We start from the raw sequence: 21780 nt of genomic DNA, 5'->3' as shown, positions 1-21780 counted from the left end.
TTTCGGTCGGGCGCAGCATCATCACCGTTCCGATTCCGGGTATGTCCACGCCTTCGTTGAACTTTCGTTGAACATGTCCACAACAAGCAGGATGTCTATCTCGCCCCGCCCAACCCGTTCCAGCGAGGTCGTGCGGGGCGCAGATCCCGCGCCCGAATGAACCGCTACGGCGCGCAACCCGCGGGCGGCGAAATACGCCGCCATGAAATCGGCGTGACGCATGGAGCAGCCGAACCCGATGGCCGGGCCGCTCCTGTGTCGCCGGAACTGCTCCAGCGCGTTGGCGGCGCGCGCTTCGGTCGCCAATGCAGCTTCCAGCGCCTCGGGGTCGAACTGCGCAGACCGCCAGGGGATCTGCGCATAGTCCACGTCGTCGGGCACGCCGAGATAGCGAAAGGGCGACAACAAACCTGTATCGATGCCCTGAAAGAGGTCGCAACGAAACACTTCGCGGTCTTCGCACTGCGCCAGCAGGTCGGCGCCGTGGGAACGGTCGGGGGTCGCGTTACGGCCAAGCAGGAAGCGCGGAGTGAAATGCACCACCAGGCCGCGCTGCGCGCCGCCGGACCGGGCGGACGCCAGCGCAGCAAGGGCCGCACGCTGGATTCCATGCGGTTTTGGCGGCGCGTGCGGGGGGTCGGCGTCCACGATGCTCCGTGCCTCGGGCGGGGTCGGGCCCGCGTGCCGCCCCGTAGCATAGGCGGCGATGACCTCATCGGTCAGGGGCTTTGTGCGCGGATCCGTTAGCAACACCTAGAAGGCGCATTCGATCTGGCCCGCCTCGCCTTCGCAATGCAGGTTCCATTCGACGCCGTTGGTCAGCGTACTGCGCGAGAGGTTCGAACTGCCGACGATTGCCGTGCCTTGCCTGTCGGCGGCCTGACAAAGCAAGGCCTTGGGGTGGAAGCTTCCGGTGCCGCAGGCGTAGAGGTAGAGTTCGGCCCCTCAAGATCGAGAAGCAGCCTCAGCGCGGCAGTTTCGGTCAGGTCCATGTAGCCGTCGACAGCGATCGGCAGACGGCCCCTGCCGCCAGCCTTTCGCCCACCCGCGCCAAGAGCACCATCTGTTCGGCATCTGTTAGCGCGTTCCAGTTCTGCACATGGCGCGGCGCAGCTATCGACGCGCCCGGATTGTCGCACAGGTGACAGGGCCTGGTCATTGAAAAGCCTTCTCGAATGCCTCTCGGGAACAACCAGGTCCGAACCGCCCTGTTCTGGATGCCTGTCTTGCGCGCAATGCGGTCGGCAGGGCGGGGAAGTATGGCGGCGCGGCCGAGACCGGCCCGCGTGATCGCCCGGCGCGGCGTGGCCTTGACGGCTTGGGTTCGCGGCTCGTTGGTGTGCCCGTTACTCCGGGTTTGGGCCACTACGCGAAACGGCTGATCCCGGATCTGGCCAGACCCACCCCCCGCATCTGCGCGGCAACGCCTCAAGATTGTTCCCGGTCGCGGATCAAGTCGCTCCGCCGCGCATCGGCTGACTGCTGCACTCGCCAACGTGGGCCGGTCTGCAAAATGAGCCTTCACCTTTTTGAATGGCGCAGTATCCAGCCGAACGCACAAAAAATAGGCAAAAAGACGCAGCAATCTTCACTCTTAGGAATAATTGATGCCAAATGTCTTGCGCCAAATAGAGCCCATGTGGCGCTTTTCAGGAAGATCGCCTCCTTTCCCACGCACGGATCAACACACGGAGCCTCCCCCGAATATGGACCTGAACCTGCCGGACATACATGCCGAGGTTACTGCTGCATTCGATCGATACGAGGCCGCGCTTACGGGGAACGACGTCGAAACGCTTGACGATCTGTTCTGGCAAAGTGGGCAGGTCATCCGCTTCGGCGCGACGGAAAACCTCTACGGGCACGAGGAAATTCTTGCGTTTCGGATGGGCCGGTCACCTGCAAACCTGTCGCGCACCCTGCGAAAGACCGTCATCACGACGTTCGGGCGCGACTTTGCCACCGCCAACACGGAATTCACCCGCGACGGCGAACCTCGCATCGGTCGGCAAAGTCACGCTTGGGCGCGCTTCCCCGAGGGCTGGAAGATCGTCGCGGCGCATGTGTCGTGGATGCGGTCATGAACCGCAGGCCCCGGAGTGCCGCTGTGACCGGCAGGTGCGGGCCCGTCTCCATCTTTTCAACCTCTCCAGACCTATCATGCGAAAGGACCCTTCCATGAAGACTGTTGCAGACCTGACCTGCCTGACCCGGCGCTGCTTTGCCGTCGTGGCCATTGCCGCGCTAACGGCCTCCGCACTGCCTGCCGCCGCGCAAGAGACCGTCAAGATCGGCCTCATCGCGTCTCTGTCCGGGCCGTCGGCCAAGTCGGGCGAGGCGATCACGCGCGGCCTGATGCTGGCCATCGACGAGATCAACCAGGCGGGCGGCCTGCTGGGCATGCCGGTGGAACTGATCCGCCGCGATGACGAGAACAACCCCGGCAAGGGGCTGACCGCTGCGCGCGAACTGGTGCAGCGCGAAGGCGTCGCCGTTCTGTTCGGCGGTCTGCAGACCCCGGTGTCGCTGGCGCTGGTGCCCTACATGAACCAGTCGCAGGTGCCGTTCATGGGGCCCTGGGCCGCGGGCACACCGATCACCAAGAACGGCGCGGACCCGAATTACATCTTTCGCGTCTCGGCCGTGGACGAGATGGTCGATATCGCGCTGGTGGAACGCGCGGTCGCCGTGCACGGCGCCAAGAACCCCGGCATGATGCTGATCAACAACCCCTGGGGCGAATCCAACGAGAAGGGTTTGACCGCCGCGTTGGAAGCCAAGGGGATGCCCACCGCCGGGATCGAACGGATCGAGGCGAACGACATCGACGTCGTCCCGCAACTGACCCGTCTCAAGGAGGCCGGCGCCGACACGATCTTCATGGTCGCCAATGTCGGGCCGTCGGCACAGGTCATGAAGTCGCTTGAACGGATGGGCTGGGACGTGCCGGTCGTGTCGCACTGGGGCCCGGCGGGCGGGCGGTTCTCCGAACTCGCCGGACCGCGCGCCGCCGATGTGGAGATGATCCAGACCTTCACCTTCTCGGGTAATGACAGTCCCAAGGCTGCGGCGACGCTGGACGCACTGATGGCAATGTTCCCGGAAATCACTGGCCCGGCCGATGTGACCCCGGCAGTCGGCATCGCCAATGCCTATGACGCGATGCACCTGACGGCGTTGGCGATCACCAACGCGGGCAGCCTCGACGGCCCCGCGATCCGCGAAGGATATTACGCCATCGACACTTACGAGGGGCTGATCAAGACCTACCAGACGCCCTTCACGCCGGACGATCAGGACGCGCTGGGGCCGGAGGATTACGTGTTTACACGGTTCATCGACGGCGAGATCATCCCAATCGAGTGACCTCGCGCGCCCCGCGCCCGCATCCGACATGCCGAGGACGGAAGGCCTGCACGGGGCCTTCCAGCTACTCAGGAGGAACCACATCGCGATGATCGCATCCACGCTGATATCCGGCCTTGCTCTGGGGTCGATGTACGGGCTGATGGCGCTCGGGTTCCATGTGACCTACGCGGTCTCGAAAACCGTGAATTTCAGCCAGGGATCGTCGATGATGTTCGGCGCTGTCATGGGGTACACCTTCTCCGTGACGCTGGGCTGGCCGCTGATCTTCGCGGTGATCGCGGCGCTGGCTTGCTGCGCGGTGCTGGGCCTTGCAGTCGAACGGTTCCTTGTGCGGCCCTTCGCCCGGCGCGGGTCGGATGCTTGGTTGATGGCCACGGTCGCGGGCGGGATCGTACTCGACAACGTTATCCTTTTCACCTTCGGCAAGGAGCCGCGCAGCTTTTCCTCGCCGCTGGCCGAGAACGCGGTGGATGTGTTCGGTGTCGGCGCCTACCCGTTGCAACTGATCATCCCGGTTGTGGGCCTTGGCATTGCTCTCGGTCTGGCATTGGTGACAGCGCACACGCGGCTGGGCAAGGCGATGCTGGCCGCCGTGCAGCGCCCGGAAACCGCGCGCCTGATGGGAGTGGACACGCAGGCCGTGATCGCCGCCGCCTTCGCCATTTCGGCCGTATTCGCGGGCATCGCCGGCCTGCTGATCGCGCCGCTGTTCAGCGTGTCTGCGGGCATGGGCGTGGTGTTCGGGCTAAAGGCTTTCGCGGCCGCGATCATCGGCGGCATACAGAGCGCGTGGGGCGTGATGCTGGCCGGGTTGATCTATGGATGCGTCGAGGCCGTGACCACCGCCTATATCGGTTCGAGCTACACGCAGATCGTGTCCTTCAGCGCGGTGATCCTCGTGCTGGTGACGATGCCCAACGGTATCTTCGGGCGCGCCGAGATCAACAAGGTCTGACCGGATGACCCCGCTTGAGAACCCTTCCTTGCGTATGCGCGCCGCGCGCATCATCGCCCACCCCGCGACTGCGCTGGCCGGTATCGCGGCCTTCACCGCGGGCACCATCGCGCTGGCACTGACCGCCGACGGCTATCTTGTCTTCGTGCTGGCCCTGTTTGCGCTGAATGTCGTGGTAGGTGTCGGGCTCAACGTGCTTCTCGGTCTCGCCGGGCAGATCTCGTTCGGGCATGTGGGCTTTTTCGCCATCGGCGCTTATACCACCGCCATAGCGGTGCAGAATGGCTTGGACTACTGGCTGGCCTTCCTGCTGGCCGGTGCGATCAGCGCTTTGGCAGGGGGGCTGCTGGCGATGCCCGCGCTGCGGGTGACGGGCCCCTACCTTGCGATGATGACCATCGCCTTCGCCTTCATCGTTGAACATGCCGCGATCGAACTGCGCCATATTACCGGCGGGCATAACGGGTTGATGGGCTTTCCGGCGCCGGAGTTCATGGGCCGTGCCTTCTTCGTGCCGGAACTCGCGATCCTTTCCAGCCTTCTGGCAGGGGCGTCCCTTGTCGCCTATTTCCAGCTGGCACGCGGGCGCTGGGGCATGGCAATGCGCGCTGTCGCCGACAGCGAGGTCGCGGCCCAGTCTGTCGGGTTGAACCCGTTCGCCATAAAGACGGTCGCCTTCATGGTGTCCGCTTGCCTGACCGGGCTGGCCGGGGCGCTGTTCACGCCGTTGCAGGGTTTCATCAGCCCTGGAACCTTCCCGTTCTTCCAGTCGATCCTGTTCCTGCTGGCGGTGATCGTCGGTGGGACGGGGCGGCTGTTCGGCCCGGTGATCGGCTGCCTGATCGTGGTACTGCTGCCCGAGCTTCTGTCGGGCCTCGCGGAGTACCGGCTGCTGATTTTCGGCGGTATCATGCTGGGCGTGCTTCTGCTCGCGCCAAAGGGGATCGTGGGGGGACTGCTTTCGCTGCTGTCCGCCGAGGAGCCGCGCCCAGCAAGGGCTACGGGCCGCGATCCACGCGATCTGGTGCGCGCGGACGGCGCAGCGCCCGCCGGGCTGACAGTCAGTGGACTTGGCATCGCCTTTGGCGGCGTGCAGGCAGTTCGCGATGTCGGCTTCACCGCAGCGCCGTCGCAAGTGACGAGCGTGATCGGCCCGAACGGTGCGGGCAAGACCACGGTGCTGAACATGATCAGCGGCTTTTACAAGCCGGACAACGGCAGCATAGCGCTTGGCGACGATCTGGCCGGTCACGCGGCGTGGCGCATGGCCCGTGCCGGGATCGCGCGCACCTACCAGACAACGCAACTGTTTGACCATCTCAGCGTGCGAGACAACGTGCTGACCGCGATGGGTGCGGGTCGACTGGGCTGGCTGCCCGGTGTGCCGCCCGGTGCCGCACAGGTTGCGCTGGCCGAGGATCTTCTGGCCTTCGTCGGCTATACCGGCCCGGTGGCCCGGCGTGCGGGCGACTTGCCCCACGTGGACAAGCGACTGGTCGAGATCGCCCGCGCGCTGGCCACGCGCCCGGATGTGCTTCTGTTGGACGAACCGGCGGCCGGCCTCATGAGCGGCGACAAGATCGCGCTGGGTCGCCTGATCCGGCGGATCGCCGATGTCGGCCTTTCGGTGATCCTTGTGGAACACGACATGTCGATGATCATGGAGATCTCCGACAAGGTGATCGTGCTCGACGCGGGGGCTGAAATCATGACCGGGACGCCGACCGAGGTGCAAACCAGCGACGCGGTGCGGCGCGCCTATCTTGGCAGCGGTAATTACGTTGGCCGACCGCGCGCTACTTCGCCCGGCCACGCTGCGCGCGCGGAGGTGCTGAGCACGCGGCACCTGACGGCCGGCTACGGTGCAGCCGCCGCGCTGGACAGGGTCGATGTCACCGTGAAGGGCGGCGAGATGGTCGCGATCCTCGGGGCGAACGGGGCGGGCAAGTCGACGCTGATGCGCGCGCTGTCCGGCCTGCACCGGCCCGTGTCCGGCGCGATCCTGCTGGAGGCGAAGCCGGTGCAGGAGATGGATGCGCACCGGATCGCGGCAGCGGGCTTGGCGCTTGTGCCAGAGGGGCGGCAGGTCTTCCCGATGATGAGCGTGCGCGACAACATCCTGATGGGCGGCTACCTGCGCCGGGACCTCGACGCCGAGGCCGAGATCGATACGCTTCTGCACCGCTTTCCGCGTCTCCGCGACCGGATCGATGCGCCCGCGGGCGTGCTGTCGGGCGGCGAGCAGCAGATGCTGGCCATCGCGCGCGGCCTGATCGCGCGCCCGCATATCCTGTTGCTGGACGAGCCGTCGCTGGGGCTGGCACCGGCGATCATCACCGAGCTTTACGACGTGCTGGCCGATCTGCGCGACGAGGGCGTGACGATCCTGCTGGTGGATCAGATGGCCGCGCTTGCCCTTGCCATCGCGGACCGCGGCTATGTCCTGGAGAACGGCCGCGTGGTGCAGGCGGGCGAGGCTGATGAACTGCGCCGCGATGCCAGCATCGAACAGGCCTATCTGGGCGGCGGCGTCGCCGCGGAATAACACGGGAAACAGCACGCATGGATCTGACCCTTCACAACGTCACACGGCCGGCCGATGCAGGACAGGCTTTCGATATCGGCATCCATGGTGGGAAGATCGTCACTATGACCGATGCAGGCGGGCTCGAGCCGGGCGAGCGGGCGCTGCATCTTGACGGGCGGCTGGTTCTGCCCGGCTTTGTGGAGACGCATATCCATCTCGACAAGTCCTGCATCCTCGAACGGTGCAGCATGAAGGGCGGGCTGACCGAAGCCATCGCGGAGGTGGCGGGACTGAAGGCGGCCTTTACCGAGGACGACGTTGCCGAACGCGCCGCGCGGACGCTTCGCAAATGCGTGCTGAACGGCACGACCCGGATGCGGACTCACGTGGAAGTTGATCCGGTGATCGGCTTGCGCGGCCTGAACGGGGTCAAGCGCGCCATCGCGGAGTTCGCCTGGGCGATCGATGTCGAAATCTGCGTCTTCCCGCAGGAGGGGCTGCTGAACAACCCCGGCACGGACGAACTGATGGTCGCCGCGCTACAGGACGGCGCGACGGTTGTGGGGGCCGCGCCCTACACCGACAGCGACCCTCATGGCCAGATCGACCGCGTGTTCGAACTGGCGCGCGAATACAATGTGGACATCGACATGCATCTCGACTTCGGATCCGATGCCAGCGTACTCGACGTGGACCATGTCTGCCGCCGCGCGGATGAACATGGCTGGGGCGGGCGCGTCGCTGTCGGCCATGTCACCAAGTTCGCCCAGATGACCGCCACGCGTCTGCGCGAGGTGGCGCGCAGGCTGGCCGATGCCGGGGTTGCGGCGACGGTCCTGCCCTCCACCGATCTGTTCCTGATGCACCGCGATCACGACAGCTCGCTCAGCGTGCCGCGCGGGGTCACGCCGCTTCACATGATGGCGGCGGAGGGCGTCAACTGCTCGCTGTCCACCAACAACGTGTTGAACCCGTTCACGCCCTTCGGGGACTGCTCGATGATCCGCATGGCGAACCTTTACGCCAATATAGCGCAGGTCGGGCAACGCGAGGAAATGGCGGGGTGTCTCGACATGGTGACGGCGCGCTCGGCGCGGCTGATGAACCTCAAGGATTACGGGGTCGAGGTCGGCGCGCCTGCCGACGTGGTGGTGATCGACGCGACCGACCCGACAATGGCCGTGGCCGAACTGGCGCAGCCGATGTATGGCTTCAAACGGGGGCGCCCGGTATTCAGCCACGCGCTGCCCGAATTGCACTTCCCCTGAGGGGTCCAGCGATGCGCGATACGGCCGACGCCTTCATCGAGATGTTCACCTTGCCCGGCGCGCCGGGCGGCCCGCTTGCGGGTCTGACCTTCGGAGCGAAGGATCTGTACGACGTGGCCGGGCGTGTGACCGGCTGCGGCAACCCGGAATGGGCGCGGACCCATCCGGAGCCGGACGCCCACGCGCCCGCCGTGGCGGACCTGCTGGCCGCCGGTGCCACGCTTCTCGGCAAGACCCACACGGACGAATTGGCCTACAGCCTGATGGGCGTGAATGCGCATTACGGAACGCCGATAAATACGGCCGATCCGCGCCGGGTGCCGGGCGGGTCGTCCTCCGGGTCTGCCGCGGCGGTCGCCGCCGGGCTGGTCGATATCGGGCTGGGCAGCGACACCGGCGGATCGGTGCGCCTACCTGCATCCTTCTGCGGACTGTGGGGGTTGCGCACCACATTTGGCGCACTTTCGCTTGACGGCGCGATGCCGTTCACCCGGTCGTTCGACACCGTGGGCTGGTTCACCCGGGACGGCGAGACGATGGCCCGCGTCGCCGAAGCCTGCGGCTGCCCCGCCGCACCGCCGCCCGCTGGACTGGTGATGCCGGTCGACCTGTGGGCCCGCGCTGACGCTGCGACGGTCGAGGCGGCTGCCCGGTCACTCGCGGCGCTTCAGGATCTCGCCGGTCCGATCCGGCCCGTCGTTCTGGCTCCCGGCGGGCTGGAGGACTGGCGCGAGACGTTCCGGATCTGCCAGGCGGCGGAGATCTGGCAAACTCATGGCGACTGGATAACCGCCCATGCGCCCGCTTTCGGCCCCGGCGTGCGCGAGCGCTTCGCGATCGCGGCTTCTATCGATGCCGACACCTTCGCGGCGGCAGACCGGCGCAAGGCGGACCTGCGTGCCCGTATTTCCGAAGTTCTGCTGCCCGATGTGGTTTTCGTGCTGCCGACTGGCCCCGGCCCGGCGCCGCTGCGCACCGCCGACGCCGCGTCGCTTGATGTTTTCCGCACCCGTGCCTTCGACATGCTCTGCCCGGCCGGTCTGGGCGGGTTGCCGCAGCTTTCCGTGCCCTCGGGGCGTGTGGACGGCGGGCCGGTCGGCATCAGCCTTGTCGGGCCGCCGGGTCGTGACCGGGCGTTGATCGCGCTGGCCTGCGCCGCCGGTCTCGGCAGCATATCTTGACCTATCCACAGCCAGAAAGAGCGCGCCATGAAAGATAAACTCAGTGCCGCAAGGGAAATCGTCGAAGCCTTCCTTGAACGGTCGATGGTGCCTGACCCTGAAGGCGCGTCGGCCTATCTTGCTGACGATTTCGAAGTGATCTTCACCGGTGGGCGGCGGTTTTCCGGCCCGGCAGACACTGCAGCCTTCAACGCCCGTCGCTATGCCTGGGTCAAGAAGCGTTTCCTGCGCACCGATGCCTGCGCCGATCCCGACAGTGGCGACGTCCATGTCTACAATACAGGGTATCTCTACGGTGCGTGGCCCGACGGCAGCACGTTCGAGACGAACAGGTATCTCGACTGCTTCGTGGTGCGCGGCGGAAAGATCGTTACCATGAACGTCTGGAACGACAGCGCCGAGATCCTGCTGGCCAAGGCCGGTCTGGCCGAAGCGCCGCTATAGACCGCGACTGTACCTGGCTGCTGACAATTCGGTTTACGAACCTGGACGGGGAACGCATTTTGCCCCCATGACACCCGATCTGAGCAAACCGTTCCTTGCCCGCGTGACCGATGCCCTGCCGGACCTGCACCCGAGCGAGCGCAAGCTGGCCGACCTGGTTTTGGACTTCCCCGGCGAGATGGCGGGCTACACCGCGACCGAGATCGCCGAACTGGCGAATGTGTCGAACGCGACGGTCTCGCGGTTCGTACGGCGCATCGGCTATGCGTCTTTCGACGAGGCCCGCCGCGCGGTTCGCGACGAACAGCGGGCCGGAACGGCGTTGCTGCGCATGTCCTCGGACGTGCCAAGTGCGACCGGCGCAGTTGCGCGCCATTTTGAAACGTCGCAGCAGAACCTGGAACTCACCTACGGCGCGCTGGACGATGCGGTTGTGGACAGCTTGGCGCGGGCGATGATCGCCGCGCCGCGGGTCTGGTTCATCGGGTTCCGGGCCGGGCAAGCCTTCGCGCAGTACCTTGGCTGGCAGACTTCGCAGGTGCTGACAAACGTGACGGTGTTGCCCCGCGCTGGCGAGACGCTGGCTGAAAGCCTCGTGTCACTGACTGACCGTGACGTGGTGGTGCTGATCGCGCTGCGCCGCAAGCCCAAGCTGGTCGCCGCTGTGGCCGACGCCGCGCGCGCGGCCTGCGCGCGGTTCGCGTTACTGGAGGACCGTCCCTCGCCCGATTTGGCGGGGGCGGACTGGTACCTCGGCTGCACCACTTCGACACAGGGGCCGCTGATGAACCATGTGGGCTGCATGGCGGTGTGCAACCTTCTGGGCGCGCGCACGATCGAGCTTGCCGGCCCGCAAGGCCGGGGCCGGATGGCCGCGATAGAGGAGGCGCACAGGCGCTTCGACGAGCTTTGAGCGGCCGGGGCGCGTCTCGGAACGCCGGGCCTGCCAGTTTGCGATCTGCATAATTTAAATAAGAACGGGCGAAATTCATGCTGCTTTTCGCGGCATCTCCACGCATGCGCGGGGTGGAGGGAAGAAAAATAGTTTTCTTGAAGTGAAAAATGACGAAAAAATTATTGCAGAACGACCCCTGAGATCGAACTGACCGATCGCTCGATTCGACCCGCTTGCATAACGCCCGCTCACACCACGATTGAAAGGACCATGAAATGACCTTCCCCCGTCTCACGCTGATGGCAGCGGCCGGCGCCCTGTTCCTGCCGGCCGCCGCGTCCGCGCAGGCCGTCATGCAGATCAACTCGTCCCTGCCCGAGGGCTCCTTCGCGCATGTCTTTCTGCAGGAATATGAAAGTCGTCTGGAAGCCGCAGCACCGGGCGAGATTGATGTGCAAATCTTCATGTCCAACACGCTCGGAAAGGAAGAGGACGTGCTGCAGGGGCTCGGCTTCGGAACGCACCATGCCTCGCTGTCCGCTTCCGCCGTCTCGCAGATCAACACACGCACGTCGATTTTCGATCTTCCCTACCTGTTCGAAGACCGCTCCGCAGTCCAGACGTTCATCGACAGCCCGGCTGGCGAGATGCTGGCCGACGGGTTCGACGGCAGCGGCATGGTGCTGGCCGCAATGTGGGACAACGGGTTCCGGCAAATCACCAACAACGTACGACCGATCGTGACCCCGGCCGATCTAGACGGACTGAAGATCCGGACTCCGACGAACCGCCAGCGTGTGGAGATGTTCAACACGCTTGGCGCGAACGCGACGCCGCTGTCTTTCGGCGAGGTCTACTCCGCGCTCGACCAGGGCACCATCGACGGGCAGGAAAACCCGGCCAACGTCGTCGACACGGCCAAGCTGTTTGAGGTGCAGGACTACATGTCACTGTCCAACCACGTCTACCTACCCACCTTCCTTGTGATCGGAGAGCCTTTCCTGGCTTCGCTGAACGACGAACTGCGCGGCAAGGTGCTGTCGGTCGCGGCCGAGGTCGCGCCGTGGACATTCGATTGGGGCGCCACGACCGACACCGAAACCATCGCCGCACTGTCGGAGAAACTCGCTGTGAACGAGATCGACTTCGCTGCGTTCCAGGCCGCCGCCGCGCCGCTGTATGAAAGCCCGACCTTCGTGGACGTGATCGGGGCGGACATGATCGTGGCGACAAAAGCCGCGCTCGGCATCGAGTGACGCGGACAGCAGGAGGCTGACATGCACCGTTTCGAACCGGCCATAGCCGTGGTGGACCGCTGGCTTGGCGTTCTGCTCGATGCGATGGTGGTGGGGCTGGCCGGCCTGCTGCTGCTCCTTCTGAATTGGGCGGTCTTCGCCCGGTTCATCCTGAATGACAGCGTATCCTGGGGCGAGGAACTGCCCGCGCACCTCCTGGCCATGCTGACCTTCATCGGCGCGGCATACCTGACCCGCACCAACGAGCATCTGGGCTTCGATGCGGTATTGCGGGTGATGCCCGACCGGGCGAAACGGGTCGTCACCGCGCTGAACCTTGCTCTGATGGGCATCTTCGGCGGGCTGCTGGCCTGGTATGGCGGTATCGCTGCAGCCAGTTTCGGAGACCGCTCGCTGATTTCCGTAGACGCGCCGATGATGCTGTTCCGGGCGGCTATGCCCCTGGGCGGCGCGCTGATCGCGATGTTCTGTGCCGTCCGGTTGGTCGGCATCTTGTCCGGCCGGATCGACCCGATGGACCTTCTCCCCGAAAGCGACGCGTGATGTTTCTGGAACCCGGATGGATCATTCTGATCCTGCTTGTCGGCCTGCTGATTGCGGGCCTGCCCATCGCCTTCGTGCTGGGCGTGACCGCCGCCGTGATGATCCTGCTGGACGGTGCGGTCGTCCCGCAGATCATCGGGCTGATCCCGTTCGGCGGGGCCAATAATTACCTTCTGGTGGCCGCGCTGTTATTCATGATCGCCGGCGAGATCATGAACCAAGGGCGGATCGCCGAGAAACTGATCGCCTTCGCGTCGTCGCTGGTGGGCCATATTCGCGGCGGACTTGCCCATGTGAACATCCTCACGTCGCTGTTCTTCTCGGAGATCTCGGGCACGGCGACCTCGGACGCCGCCGCGATCGGGTCGGTGATGATCCCGCAGATGCGCAAGCGTGGATACCCGGCGGCCTTTGCCGCCGCGGTTACCTCTACCTCGGCCACGATGGCGATCATCGTGCCGCCATCGCTCAACCTGATCCTCTATGCCTATGTCGCCAATGCCTCCATCGCCGAGTTGTTCGCGGCGGGGATCGTGCCGGGTTTCCTGGTCTGCGGCCTGTTGATGGGCACGGCCTATGCCATCGCGGTGCGGCGCGGCTATCCGACCGAAGGGGCGTTCTCTCTGCGTCGCGTGGCAGAGACCGGCAAGGATGCGGCGATTCCGCTGACCCTGCCAATCCTCGTGCTGGCGGGCATCCTCGGTGGTGTCTTTACCGCCACTGAAGCCGGGGCCATCGCCGCGTTCTGGTCGATCGTTCTGGCGATGCTGGTCTATCGGACCGTGCGGCTAGGCACGCTGATCGATACGCTGCGGATCGCGGGGAAACGGTCGGCGATGCTGATGTTCATCGTAGCGACCTCAACCCTGCTGGGCTGGTACCTGACAAACCAGCGCATCCCGCAGGACATTGCGCAGGGCATCCTCGGGATTTCGGACAACTATTGGGTCGTGCTGCTGGCGATCAACGTGTTCTTCCTGCTGGCTGGAACGATCATCCATGGCACGCCCGCGATCCTTATGCTGGTGCCGATCTTTCTGCCGCTGGCCGACCAGCTCGGGATCGACAGGGTGCATTTCGGGCTGATCCTGACAATCAATCTCGGCATCGGGCAGCAGACCCCGCCTGTGGCGTCGGTGGTTCTGATCACATGCGCCATCGCGCGGATCTCCATCGCAAAGATCGTGCCGTCCATGCTTATGTTCATCGGTGCGATGCTTGTGGCGCTGGTCCTGATCAACCTCTTTCCGGCGCTGTCGCTCTGGCTGCCCTCGGTGATCCTGTGATGCGGCTGCTGATCGTGAACCCCAACACGTCGCGGGGTGTGACGGACCATATCCGTGAGGCGGCCGACGCGGCGGCGCAGCCCGGCGACGCCTTCACCACGCTGTGCCCTGACTATGGGCCTGAACTGATCGTCAGCCACGAGGACGCTGCCGAGGCGAAACGCGCCGTGGTCGACACGGTGCGCGGCTATTGCGCCCCCTGCGACGGCATCGTGCTGGCGTCTTTCGGCAACACTGGCGCCGAGGAGGTCCGCGCCCTGCGCCGGGATATCCCGGTCATGGGCATCGCCACAGCGGCATTCTGTGCCGCGCGGGCGCTTGGCGGGCGGTTCGGCATCGTGACCTTTGGCAAGGGGCTGGTATCAGGCCTGCGGGCCAAGGTCGAAGAGGCCGCCATGGCCGATGCACTCCTGGGCATAGCCCATGTTGAGGGCGACCAGTTCGGAGATCCCGGTACGGTGCAGCGCCGTTATCACGATGAGTTGGCTGATCTTTGCGCGCAGATGCATGCGCGCGGGGCCGCCAGTATCGTGATGGGAGGCGGGCCGCTGGCCGGTCTGGCGCCGAAACTGGCGAAAACCTGCCCGGTACCCATCATCGATGGCACGCAGGCGGCGGTGAACCTGATGCGCACGGTCGTTGTCTGAGCGCTCGGCGCAGCAGAAGCGGACCACATATAATCCCGAACCCCACGGGACCACCCGCCGTAATGCCACGGGAACCTGTGTCGGGAATGGCGCGACGCCCGATCCCGCTCGGGCAGCGACAGCACCCGGATGAGCGCTGTGTCGGCCCTTGCGTGCAGCACGGGTGCAGCAACCAGACCAGCGGCTCCGCCCCCGTTCACAACTCCGGCCAGCGCCGAGGCCGTGCATAGTGCAGGCCCGGAAGCGGGGAAGCACAAGCCGGGGTATTGATGCCAGCAGCACGGCCCGATCCACACGCCGCATTGGCGGGACCGGTTGCTGCGGACGCCCTTTGCGCACCAACCGATTGCGGGTGAGAAATGGCACGATGCGCCAACGGCCCCGGAACAGGAAGGCCGGGGGAGGGACGCGACGGAACGGGCAGATCATGTCTCCTAGGTGTGGTTGCAAAAAAAATGTCGGGGCGCCCCAGTCAACCGTTCGGGATGGGGCAGAAGCATGAAGCCGCCGCGTTCGAAGCTGCGAGCGAACCGGTCCTGCCCGCTCGCGTCGATGATGTCGCCGTGCCGGCAATGGCCCGCGCGGCGCGCCTCCAGGTCCGCGCCCCTTAGTTTCGGCAGGGCATGGCAAGGACAGCGACCATCTTGCGCTCCGAGCTTGCTTCCTACCTGCAGCAGCGAAACCATACGGGTGTTGCAGTATCGCCTTCGTCGAACACCGTCATCCTGGCCGGAAAGTGGCGCGCCGCGGCCGGGTCTTGGATCGTGCGGATTTCGCGCGCACCACTTCGAGAGCGTCGGAACATTCGTTCAATACCCCCCGAGGCCAGAGGGCGACGCGCGGCAGGTGCATTGCGGGACGTGTATTCGGGTTCGAATTCGCCCGCGAGCAACCGTCTGGGGTCGGTCCCGTCAGACGATCACACAGAGATAGACAAGACAGTGATCCACTTTCCGCCAGTCGGCCTTGCTGTCGAGCTGCTGTTCGGCGACGCCGCCTGCTCCCGATAGGTTCGAGGACAAGGTGCTGAACAAGACCGCGGACTGCGCGCATAGTGTCCGAATGCGATTTCGGGCGGGTCGAACCCTGAGGTGCCGTGTCTCTTTCGCGCTGCCGATCAGGCCTGTAACGCCGAAGCCAGCCAATCTGTCCGGGTATGGCCGCGTGCGGCCGGACCTTGGCGCACCGCCTTATGCCCCTGGGCACGGACAGGTCGCCACGGGAGGTGCGAAACCTAAAAAATCACGATGACCGAGACCGAGCCGGGCTGCTTGGCCTACATTGCGCGTAGGGTGGCGCGACTATCTCCAATCGCGACACCACGGGATGAGCGACACCATCATAGTGCTGCCGTGCGCCAAGCTGAACTACAAGACGCGCAACGCGCTGCGCAACGACCGGATCGCCCATGTCAGCGAGCGCCACAACTACCTGCCGCGCGACGAGAAGGCGATTTGGGCTCCTAGCGCTCGGCGGGTGAGGGATCATGCCAATGGCCTCGACGCAACGCGCACCTTGACCTCGACATATCCGCCGCGACAGCGCGGTTGGCCTGCTGACGACCCCGGCCTACTGAATTTCGAGGGGCGCGCAACAATGCTGATGATCAAGAACCGCGCAACCTGTGGTAACCGCTAGCACCTTATCGACCGGACCGGCAGATTGTCTTTGAGACGTCCTTCGCAGTCCCGCCGCTGGACGGGCCGGAGCCGTGGTTCTGCCAAGGGAGTTTCCCGCTGGCGGCAATAAACTTGTTCGATAGTCCGCCGCCTATGCTTGCGTAAAGTTCAACCCGATCGAGACCACGCTGCTGAGAACACCCAGGACTGGATAGCGGACTACTGTTTCGACGCAAGGGACGGGATCGACCCGGCGCGATGCACACCGCTTGTTTCTTCGCCGGGAAACCTGTGGCCGAGCTGGCCTATTTGGCTCGCGGCGGCTGCGTATAGGCCTGCGGCCATGGTGCCAATCCGCGCCCAGAGCTGTGCTGCGCGGCGCATTGCCATGCCTGCCGCCACGCGCTACCGTCATGACGTCTTTTCGTCATGGTGACCCGTATGGCACGCCGCCCGACAACCAAGGATGTCGCCCGCGAGGCGGGGGTCAGTCTCTCCACGGTGGACCGGGCGCTGAACGGGCGGGCGCGGGTACGCGACGAGACGATGCGCCGGATCGCGCAGGCCGCCCACCGGGTCGGCTATCATGCGCGGGGCCTGTTCGACCGGCACCTCGACGCGGCCGTGCCCGAAATGACCTTCGGCTTCCTGCTGATCAAGCAGCGACAGGAGTTCTACCAGACGCTTGCGCGGGAACTGGAACGCGCGGTCGCGGCGCGCACGGATATCAGGGGCCGCGCGGTGGTGCGCTTCGCCGCGTCACAAAGCCCGGATGATTTCGCCGCGGCGCTGCGTGGACTGGCTGGATGCGACGCCATCGCAGCCACGGCGGTCAACCACCAGGCGCTGACCCAGGTCGTCACCGAACTCAGGCAGGCCAGCGTGCCCGTGTTCTCGCTCCTGAACGATTTTGCCCAAGGTGTGCGGCGCAACTACCTGGGCCTCAACAATCTCAAGATCGGCCGCATCGCTGCCTCCATTATCACTCTGTCGTTGCCGCACCCTGGTAAACTTGCGATTCTCGTGGGTGGCAACCGCTGGCACGGCCATGACCTTCGCGAGGTCGGCTTCCGCTCTTTTGTGCGCGAGAACGCGCCTGGTTTCACCGTGCTGGAGACTCTCGTGACGCTGGAGACGCGGCAGCTGACCTTCGAGGCGACGCATGACTTGCTGCGGCGGCACCCGGACCTCAAGGGGATCTACGTTGCCGGCGGCGGCATGGAGGGGGCCATCGCCGCGCTGCGTGAGGCGCATCCGCGGCCGCGTGCGGCGCTGGTCGTGCACGAGGTGACGCGCGAAAGCCGGGCAGCGCTGACCGACGGCTATGCGCTCATGGCCATCACCACGCCGCTTCCCGCGCTCTGCACGGAGCTTGTCGCGCACATGGTCCGGTCGGTCAGGGAAGGCGATGATGGCATCTCTGGCCAGCATTTCCTCGATCCGCACCTCGTTGTTCCTGAAATGTTGTAGGCCCGTTTCTTTGACGTAAAAGCGGCATCTTATTCAGATCAATATGCGTCATCTATGACGTAAACTGTGCCCGCGCGAATTGACCCAGCCAAGCGCGCCGCGCACGGTCGCCCCAGCCTGGCGTGTGGTGCGGGGGGCGGAAATGCAAGACAGTGTGCGGCGGACCGTGCGCGATCAGTGACGAGGATGGGAATGACAGTCAGACTTGCGGTTTTGGGCGCGGGGCGCATCGGGCAGGTGCACGCGCAGGCCATAGGTGCCGTGCCCGGTGCGGAACTGGTCGCTGTGGCCGATGCCGTCGAGGCGGCGGCGCAGGACCTGTGCGAACGGCGCGGCGGCACGGTGCGCACGATCGAGCAGATCGAACAGGCGCAGGACGTGAACGCAGTGATCATCTGCACGCCGACCGATACCCATGCCGATTTGATCGAACGCTTCGTGAAGGCGGGAAAGGCTGTGTTCTGTGAAAAGCCCGTGGATCTTGATGTCGCGCGGGCGCGGCAGGTCGTGGACGCGGTCGCGGCGGCGGACGGCACGTTGATGGTCGGCTTCCAGCGCCGCTTCGACCCGGATTTCCGGGCGCTGAAGGCGGCTATCGACGCGGGGCGCATCGGCCGGGTCGAGATGATCACGTTGACTTCGCGCGATCCGGGCGCGCCGCCAGCAGACTACATCAGCAGGTCTGGCGGGATCTTCCGCGACATGACGATCCACGATTTCGACGTCGCCCGCTGGTTGCTGGGCGAGGAGGTCGAGACGGTGATGGCGCAGGCATCGGTGCTGACTGACCCTGCAATCGGCGAGTTGGGTGATTACGACAGCGTCAACGTGATCTTGCGGACCGCGTCAGGCAGCCAATGCACGATCACAAACACGCGCCGCGCAAGCTATGGCTACGACCAGCGGATCGAGGTGCATGGCGCGCTTGGAACGGTCGCCGCGATGAACCACCGCGAAGCGAACATCGAACTGGCCACGGCCGAGGGTTTTACACGTCCGCCGCTGCTGAACTTCTTCATGTCGCGTTACACTGCCGCCTACGCTGCCGAGATCGCTGCCTTCGTGGATGCAGTACGGACCGGGGCGCCGACCCCGACCACCGGGGAGGACGGGGTGCGTTCGCTGGAACTGGCCGAAGCGTCCCTGCGCTCGGTGCAGACGGGGCGGGCCGTGCGGCTTGATGCTATGCCCCAGGCGGGCGCCTGACCTCGGTGCGGCACGCCGCGCAGGTGACACCGGAAGCGAGAACGGAAGGGAACAGCGATGAAGGATACCGCCTATTTTGAGGATGCGGACAACGATCTTGCAGCATTCCTGCGGCTGATCGACCGGACCACTGGCCCAACTGACGCGCCCCGCGCCGACGAGATCGCGCAGAACGTGCCAGTCTACGACATGGTGCGCCATGTGTCCTCGCTGGCAAAGCCGGACGCCCGCCGCGCGCTCATGGGCGAATGGGCCAACGTGCTGGGGCAGGGAGCCGGGGTTCTGGTGCTGCGCGGCGCCTATGCCGACACTGCCCCCATCGACGCGGCCACCCGCGCCTTCGAAGCGATCATCGCCGACGAGAAAGGGCGCGGCGGGGCCGATCATTTCGCCGCCTCCGGAGCCAATGACCGGGTGTGGAACGCGCTGCAGAAGCTGTGCATGAACGATCCGGCGACCTTCGCGCTTTATTTCGGCAATCCGGTCATCGCGGCGGTCTGCGAGGCGTGGCTCGGGCCGGGATACCAGATGACGGCGCAGGTCAACCTCGTGCGTCCGGGCGGCAAGCCTCAACTGCCGCACCGGGACTATCACCTCGGCTTCCAGACTGCCGACATGGCGCTGCGCTTTCCGGCGCATGTGCACGATCTGTCGGCGGCGATGACGCTGCAGGGCGCGGTGGCGCATTGCGACATGCCGGTGGAAAGCGGTCCGACCCGGCTGCTGCCTTTCAGTCAGCTGTTCCGGCCCGGCTATCTTGCCTATAGGCTCTCCGCTTTCGCCGCGCTGTTCGAGGAGCGTTGCGTGCAACTGCCGCTCTCCAAAGGGGATGCGGTGTTCTTCAACCCGGCGCTGTTCCACGGCGCGGGCGCCAACGACAGCGCCGACATCGACCGCATGGCGAACCTTCTTCAGGTCTCATCGCCGTTCGGCCGCGCGATGGAGGTGGTGGATCGCGGGGCGATGTGCCGTGCGCTCTACCCAGCGCTGAAGGATCTGCGCGATGCCGGGCGGATGGGGCCGGGACAGGTCGCGGCGGCCATTGCCGCCTGCGCTGAGGGCTATAGCTTTCCCACAAACCTCGATACCGATCCCCCCGAGGGCGGGCTTGCGCCCGAAACCCAGGCGGCGCTGTTCGCCCGCGCGCTGCAGGCGGGCCTTGACGCAGCGTCTCTTGATGGCGAACTGTCCGCACACGAGGCGCGCCGCCGCCCCTGAAAGGAGCCGACGATGACCCGGCCGGACCTGTTGCGAAAACCCGACGGAATCCATGGCAAGGTGCACGAGATCACGCCGCACTCGGCCGGCTGGCGCCATGTCGGATTTTCGCTTTACCGCCTGCGGGCCGGGGAAACGGCCGCCGAGGCCACCGGTGACCGCGAGGTTATCCTCGTGATGGTAGAGGGCCATGCCCGGATCGACGGCGCGGGACGAGACTGGGGCGTGCTGGGCGACCGGATGGACGTGTTTGAAAAGACACCGCCGCATTGCCTGTACCTGCCCGGCGGCACCGGCTGGGAGGCGGAAGCGGTAACAGACTGCACCATCGCGGTTTGCACGGCGCCATCGCGGGGCGGCCACCCGCCGCGGCGGATCGGCCCTGATGGCATCATCCTGACGGAGCGCGGGCACGGTACCAACACCCGCCACATCAACAACATCGCGATGGAGGACCTCGACTGCGCCGACAGCCTGCTGGTGACCGAGGTGTTCACCCCGGCGGGCCATTGGTCGTCCTATCCCAGTCACCGCCATGACGAGGACGACTTCCCGCGAATAACCTATCTTGAAGAAACCTACTACCACCGCTTGAATCCGGCAAACGGCTTCGGGGTGCAGCGGGTCTATACGGACGATGGCACCCTCGATGTTACCATGGCGGTCAGCGATGGCGACGTGGTCCTCGTCCCGCGCGGCCACCATCCTTGCGGCGCACCCTACGGGTTCGAGATGTATTACTTGAACGTGATGGCCGGGCCGTTGCGTAAGTGGCGCTTCGTGCCAGCGCCCGAGGTCGCGTGGATCCTCGACCGAGATAGCTGAACCGGCGTCCGCACGATAAGCGGTCATGACGTGGTCGGTGGCCACGCGGCGTGGGGCGTCTTGATCCAAGTCATGTGGAAACGCGGCCCGTGGCGCGATGGTTGGGCCCGGGCATAAACACGGTGTCGGGCCATGTCCTTCGCAATCGTTCCTGTCGGTCTTGCTGTCCTTTGCGGCCTTGTTCTTGTCGGCCTTGCCGTGCTGCGGATCCTTGACCGGCGCGCCGAAGCGAGGGAATGGCGCTGGCTGGCCGGGTTGCAGCCGTTTGCCCCGGCGCACTTCTCTGCCGCATTGGTCGCCGACATTCCGGAACAGGCCCGACGCTACTTTCTTCACGCGATTGCGCCCGGCACGCCGCTGCTGCCCGTCACCCAGATCGCCATGAGCGGGCAATTCAGCCTCGGCACGCAGGCACGGCCGGACTACCGCCCGATGACAGCGCGCCAGATTCTCGCGGCGCCGGATGGATTCGTTTGGGCGATGCGAACTCGCGGGGGGATGCCGTTGTCCGGGTCGGACACTGGCCGCTGGACCCGGTTCAGGATCTTCGGCCTCATCCCCGTTGCGCGGCTGGGCGGCACTCGCGATCATGCTCGCGCGGCCTTTGGACGGTTCGTCGCCGAGGCGGTGATCTGGGCGCCAGCATCGTTGTTGCCGCGCCCGGGCGTGCGCTGGGAGGCGGCAGGGCGTGACACCGCCCGCGTGACGGTCGGCCGGGGCGAGCTGTGCCAGTCGGTCGATGTGCGGCTGGACGCGGTGGGCCGCCCCGTCGAAGTGCACTTCGAGCGGTGGAGCGATGCGAACCCCGAACGGCAGTATCGGCTTCAGCCCTTCGGCGCCGTCATGTCGGATTTCCGTGACGTGGAGGGGTATTGCCTGCCGTTCCACGTGGAAGCCGGCAACATGTTCGGAACACCAGCCTACTACCCGTTCTTCTTGGCCGATGTCGAAGAGATACGCTTCCCCTCGCCCTGATCGGCACCGCACCGGGCCGTTCGCGACATGCAAATGATTTAGGCGCATTGCGAAATCTGTGGCAGGGTTGCCATGCGCCCCGTGCCGGGATGCGCA

At 65.5% G+C, this 21780-nt stretch carries 20 protein-coding genes; 18 read left to right on the top strand and 2 right to left on the bottom strand.

All coding sequences use genetic code 11. The features are described 5' to 3' along the window. Positions 1–21: 21 nt before the first annotated feature. Positions 22–648 carry a DEAD/DEAH box helicase gene (locus DKT77_RS01175; protein WP_146204933.1) on the bottom strand — a complete coding sequence of 209 codons (627 nt, stop codon included), beginning with the start codon at positions 646–648 and terminating at the stop codon, positions 22–24. A gap of 105 nt (positions 649–753) precedes the next feature. Continuing rightward, positions 754–891, bottom strand: coding sequence for a phospholipase D-like domain-containing protein (locus DKT77_RS20800; RefSeq protein WP_238547601.1), 138 nt, complete (start codon positions 889–891; stop codon positions 754–756). Between the two features lie 815 nt (positions 892–1706). Between DKT77_RS20800 and hpxZ the strand changes: the two genes are divergently transcribed. The 18 genes from hpxZ to DKT77_RS01075 all read left to right on the top strand — a co-directional run bounded on the left by hpxZ (position 1707) and on the right by DKT77_RS01075 (position 21684). Then, a complete protein-coding gene (hpxZ, locus tag DKT77_RS01170; protein ID WP_109809909.1) occupies positions 1707–2084 on the top strand; it encodes an oxalurate catabolism protein HpxZ in 378 nt (125 codons plus the stop codon). A gap of 94 nt (positions 2085–2178) precedes the next feature. Continuing rightward, a complete protein-coding gene (locus tag DKT77_RS01165; RefSeq protein ID WP_109809908.1) occupies positions 2179–3366 on the top strand; it encodes an ABC transporter substrate-binding protein in 1188 nt (395 codons plus the stop codon). Positions 3367–3454: 88 nt separating this feature from the next. Beyond that, complete coding sequence (locus tag DKT77_RS01160; protein ID WP_109809907.1) at positions 3455–4324, top strand: branched-chain amino acid ABC transporter permease; 870 nt, start codon at positions 3455–3457, stop codon at positions 4322–4324. 4 nt (positions 4325–4328) lie between these two features. Beyond that, positions 4329–6869 (top strand): branched-chain amino acid ABC transporter ATP-binding protein/permease, encoded by a 2541-nt coding sequence (locus DKT77_RS01155; protein ID WP_109809906.1) that lies wholly within the window; start codon positions 4329–4331, stop codon positions 6867–6869. Between the two features lie 17 nt (positions 6870–6886). Continuing rightward, positions 6887–8119, top strand: coding sequence for an amidohydrolase family protein (locus DKT77_RS01150; protein ID WP_109809905.1), 1233 nt, complete (start codon positions 6887–6889; stop codon positions 8117–8119). A gap of 11 nt (positions 8120–8130) precedes the next feature. Next, on the top strand, positions 8131–9300 hold the full coding sequence (locus DKT77_RS01145) for an amidase (RefSeq protein WP_109809904.1): 1170 nt from the start codon (positions 8131–8133) through the stop codon (positions 9298–9300). Positions 9301–9327: 27 nt separating this feature from the next. Beyond that, entirely contained in the window at positions 9328–9744 is a 417-nt protein-coding gene (locus DKT77_RS01140; protein ID WP_109809903.1) for a nuclear transport factor 2 family protein, read from the top strand. A 67-nt stretch (positions 9745–9811) separates the two neighbouring features. Continuing rightward, positions 9812–10657: a MurR/RpiR family transcriptional regulator gene (locus DKT77_RS01135; RefSeq protein ID WP_109809902.1), complete on the top strand. Its 846-nt coding sequence runs from the start codon at positions 9812–9814 to the stop codon at positions 10655–10657. Between the two features lie 257 nt (positions 10658–10914). Next, entirely contained in the window at positions 10915–11895 is a 981-nt protein-coding gene (locus DKT77_RS01130) for a TRAP transporter substrate-binding protein (protein WP_109809901.1), read from the top strand. A gap of 21 nt (positions 11896–11916) precedes the next feature. Continuing rightward, entirely contained in the window at positions 11917–12438 is a 522-nt protein-coding gene (locus DKT77_RS01125; RefSeq protein WP_109809900.1) for a TRAP transporter small permease, read from the top strand. After that, complete coding sequence (locus DKT77_RS01120) at positions 12438–13724, top strand: TRAP transporter large permease (protein WP_109809899.1); 1287 nt, start codon at positions 12438–12440, stop codon at positions 13722–13724. The genes DKT77_RS01125 and DKT77_RS01120 overlap by 1 nt, the downstream gene beginning before the upstream one ends. Continuing rightward, positions 13724–14371: an aspartate/glutamate racemase family protein gene (locus DKT77_RS01115; protein WP_109809898.1), complete on the top strand. Its 648-nt coding sequence runs from the start codon at positions 13724–13726 to the stop codon at positions 14369–14371. The genes DKT77_RS01120 and DKT77_RS01115 overlap by 1 nt, the downstream gene beginning before the upstream one ends. 1326 nt (positions 14372–15697) lie before the next feature. After that, positions 15698–16009, top strand: a complete 312-nt coding sequence (locus tag DKT77_RS01100; RefSeq protein WP_109809895.1) for a hypothetical protein — start codon at positions 15698–15700, stop codon at positions 16007–16009. Positions 16010–16431: 422 nt separating this feature from the next. Continuing rightward, positions 16432–17460: a LacI family DNA-binding transcriptional regulator gene (locus DKT77_RS01095; protein WP_109809936.1), complete on the top strand. Its 1029-nt coding sequence runs from the start codon at positions 16432–16434 to the stop codon at positions 17458–17460. Positions 17461–17652: 192 nt separating this feature from the next. After that, complete coding sequence (gene iolG / locus DKT77_RS01090) at positions 17653–18666, top strand: inositol 2-dehydrogenase (protein ID WP_109809894.1); 1014 nt, start codon at positions 17653–17655, stop codon at positions 18664–18666. Positions 18667–18723: 57 nt separating this feature from the next. Beyond that, positions 18724–19884, top strand: a complete 1161-nt coding sequence (locus DKT77_RS01085; RefSeq protein ID WP_109809893.1) for a phytanoyl-CoA dioxygenase family protein — start codon at positions 18724–18726, stop codon at positions 19882–19884. Between the two features lie 12 nt (positions 19885–19896). Beyond that, the gene (iolB, locus tag DKT77_RS01080) at positions 19897–20709 is read left to right on the top strand and encodes a 5-deoxy-glucuronate isomerase (RefSeq protein ID WP_109809892.1); all 813 of its coding nucleotides are present in this window, start codon (positions 19897–19899) and stop codon (positions 20707–20709) included. Between the two features lie 132 nt (positions 20710–20841). Continuing rightward, positions 20842–21684, top strand: coding sequence for a DUF6544 family protein (locus tag DKT77_RS01075; protein WP_109809891.1), 843 nt, complete (start codon positions 20842–20844; stop codon positions 21682–21684). Positions 21685–21780 lie beyond the last annotated feature (96 nt).

Origin of the sequence: Meridianimarinicoccus roseus (genome assembly GCF_003172915.1) — a bacterium.
In the GTDB taxonomy this organism is placed as follows: Bacteria; Pseudomonadota; Alphaproteobacteria; order Rhodobacterales; family Rhodobacteraceae; genus Meridianimarinicoccus; species Meridianimarinicoccus roseus.
The sequence above is the reverse complement of the archived record's forward strand: the minus strand, read 5'-3'. Positions and strand labels throughout refer to the sequence as shown.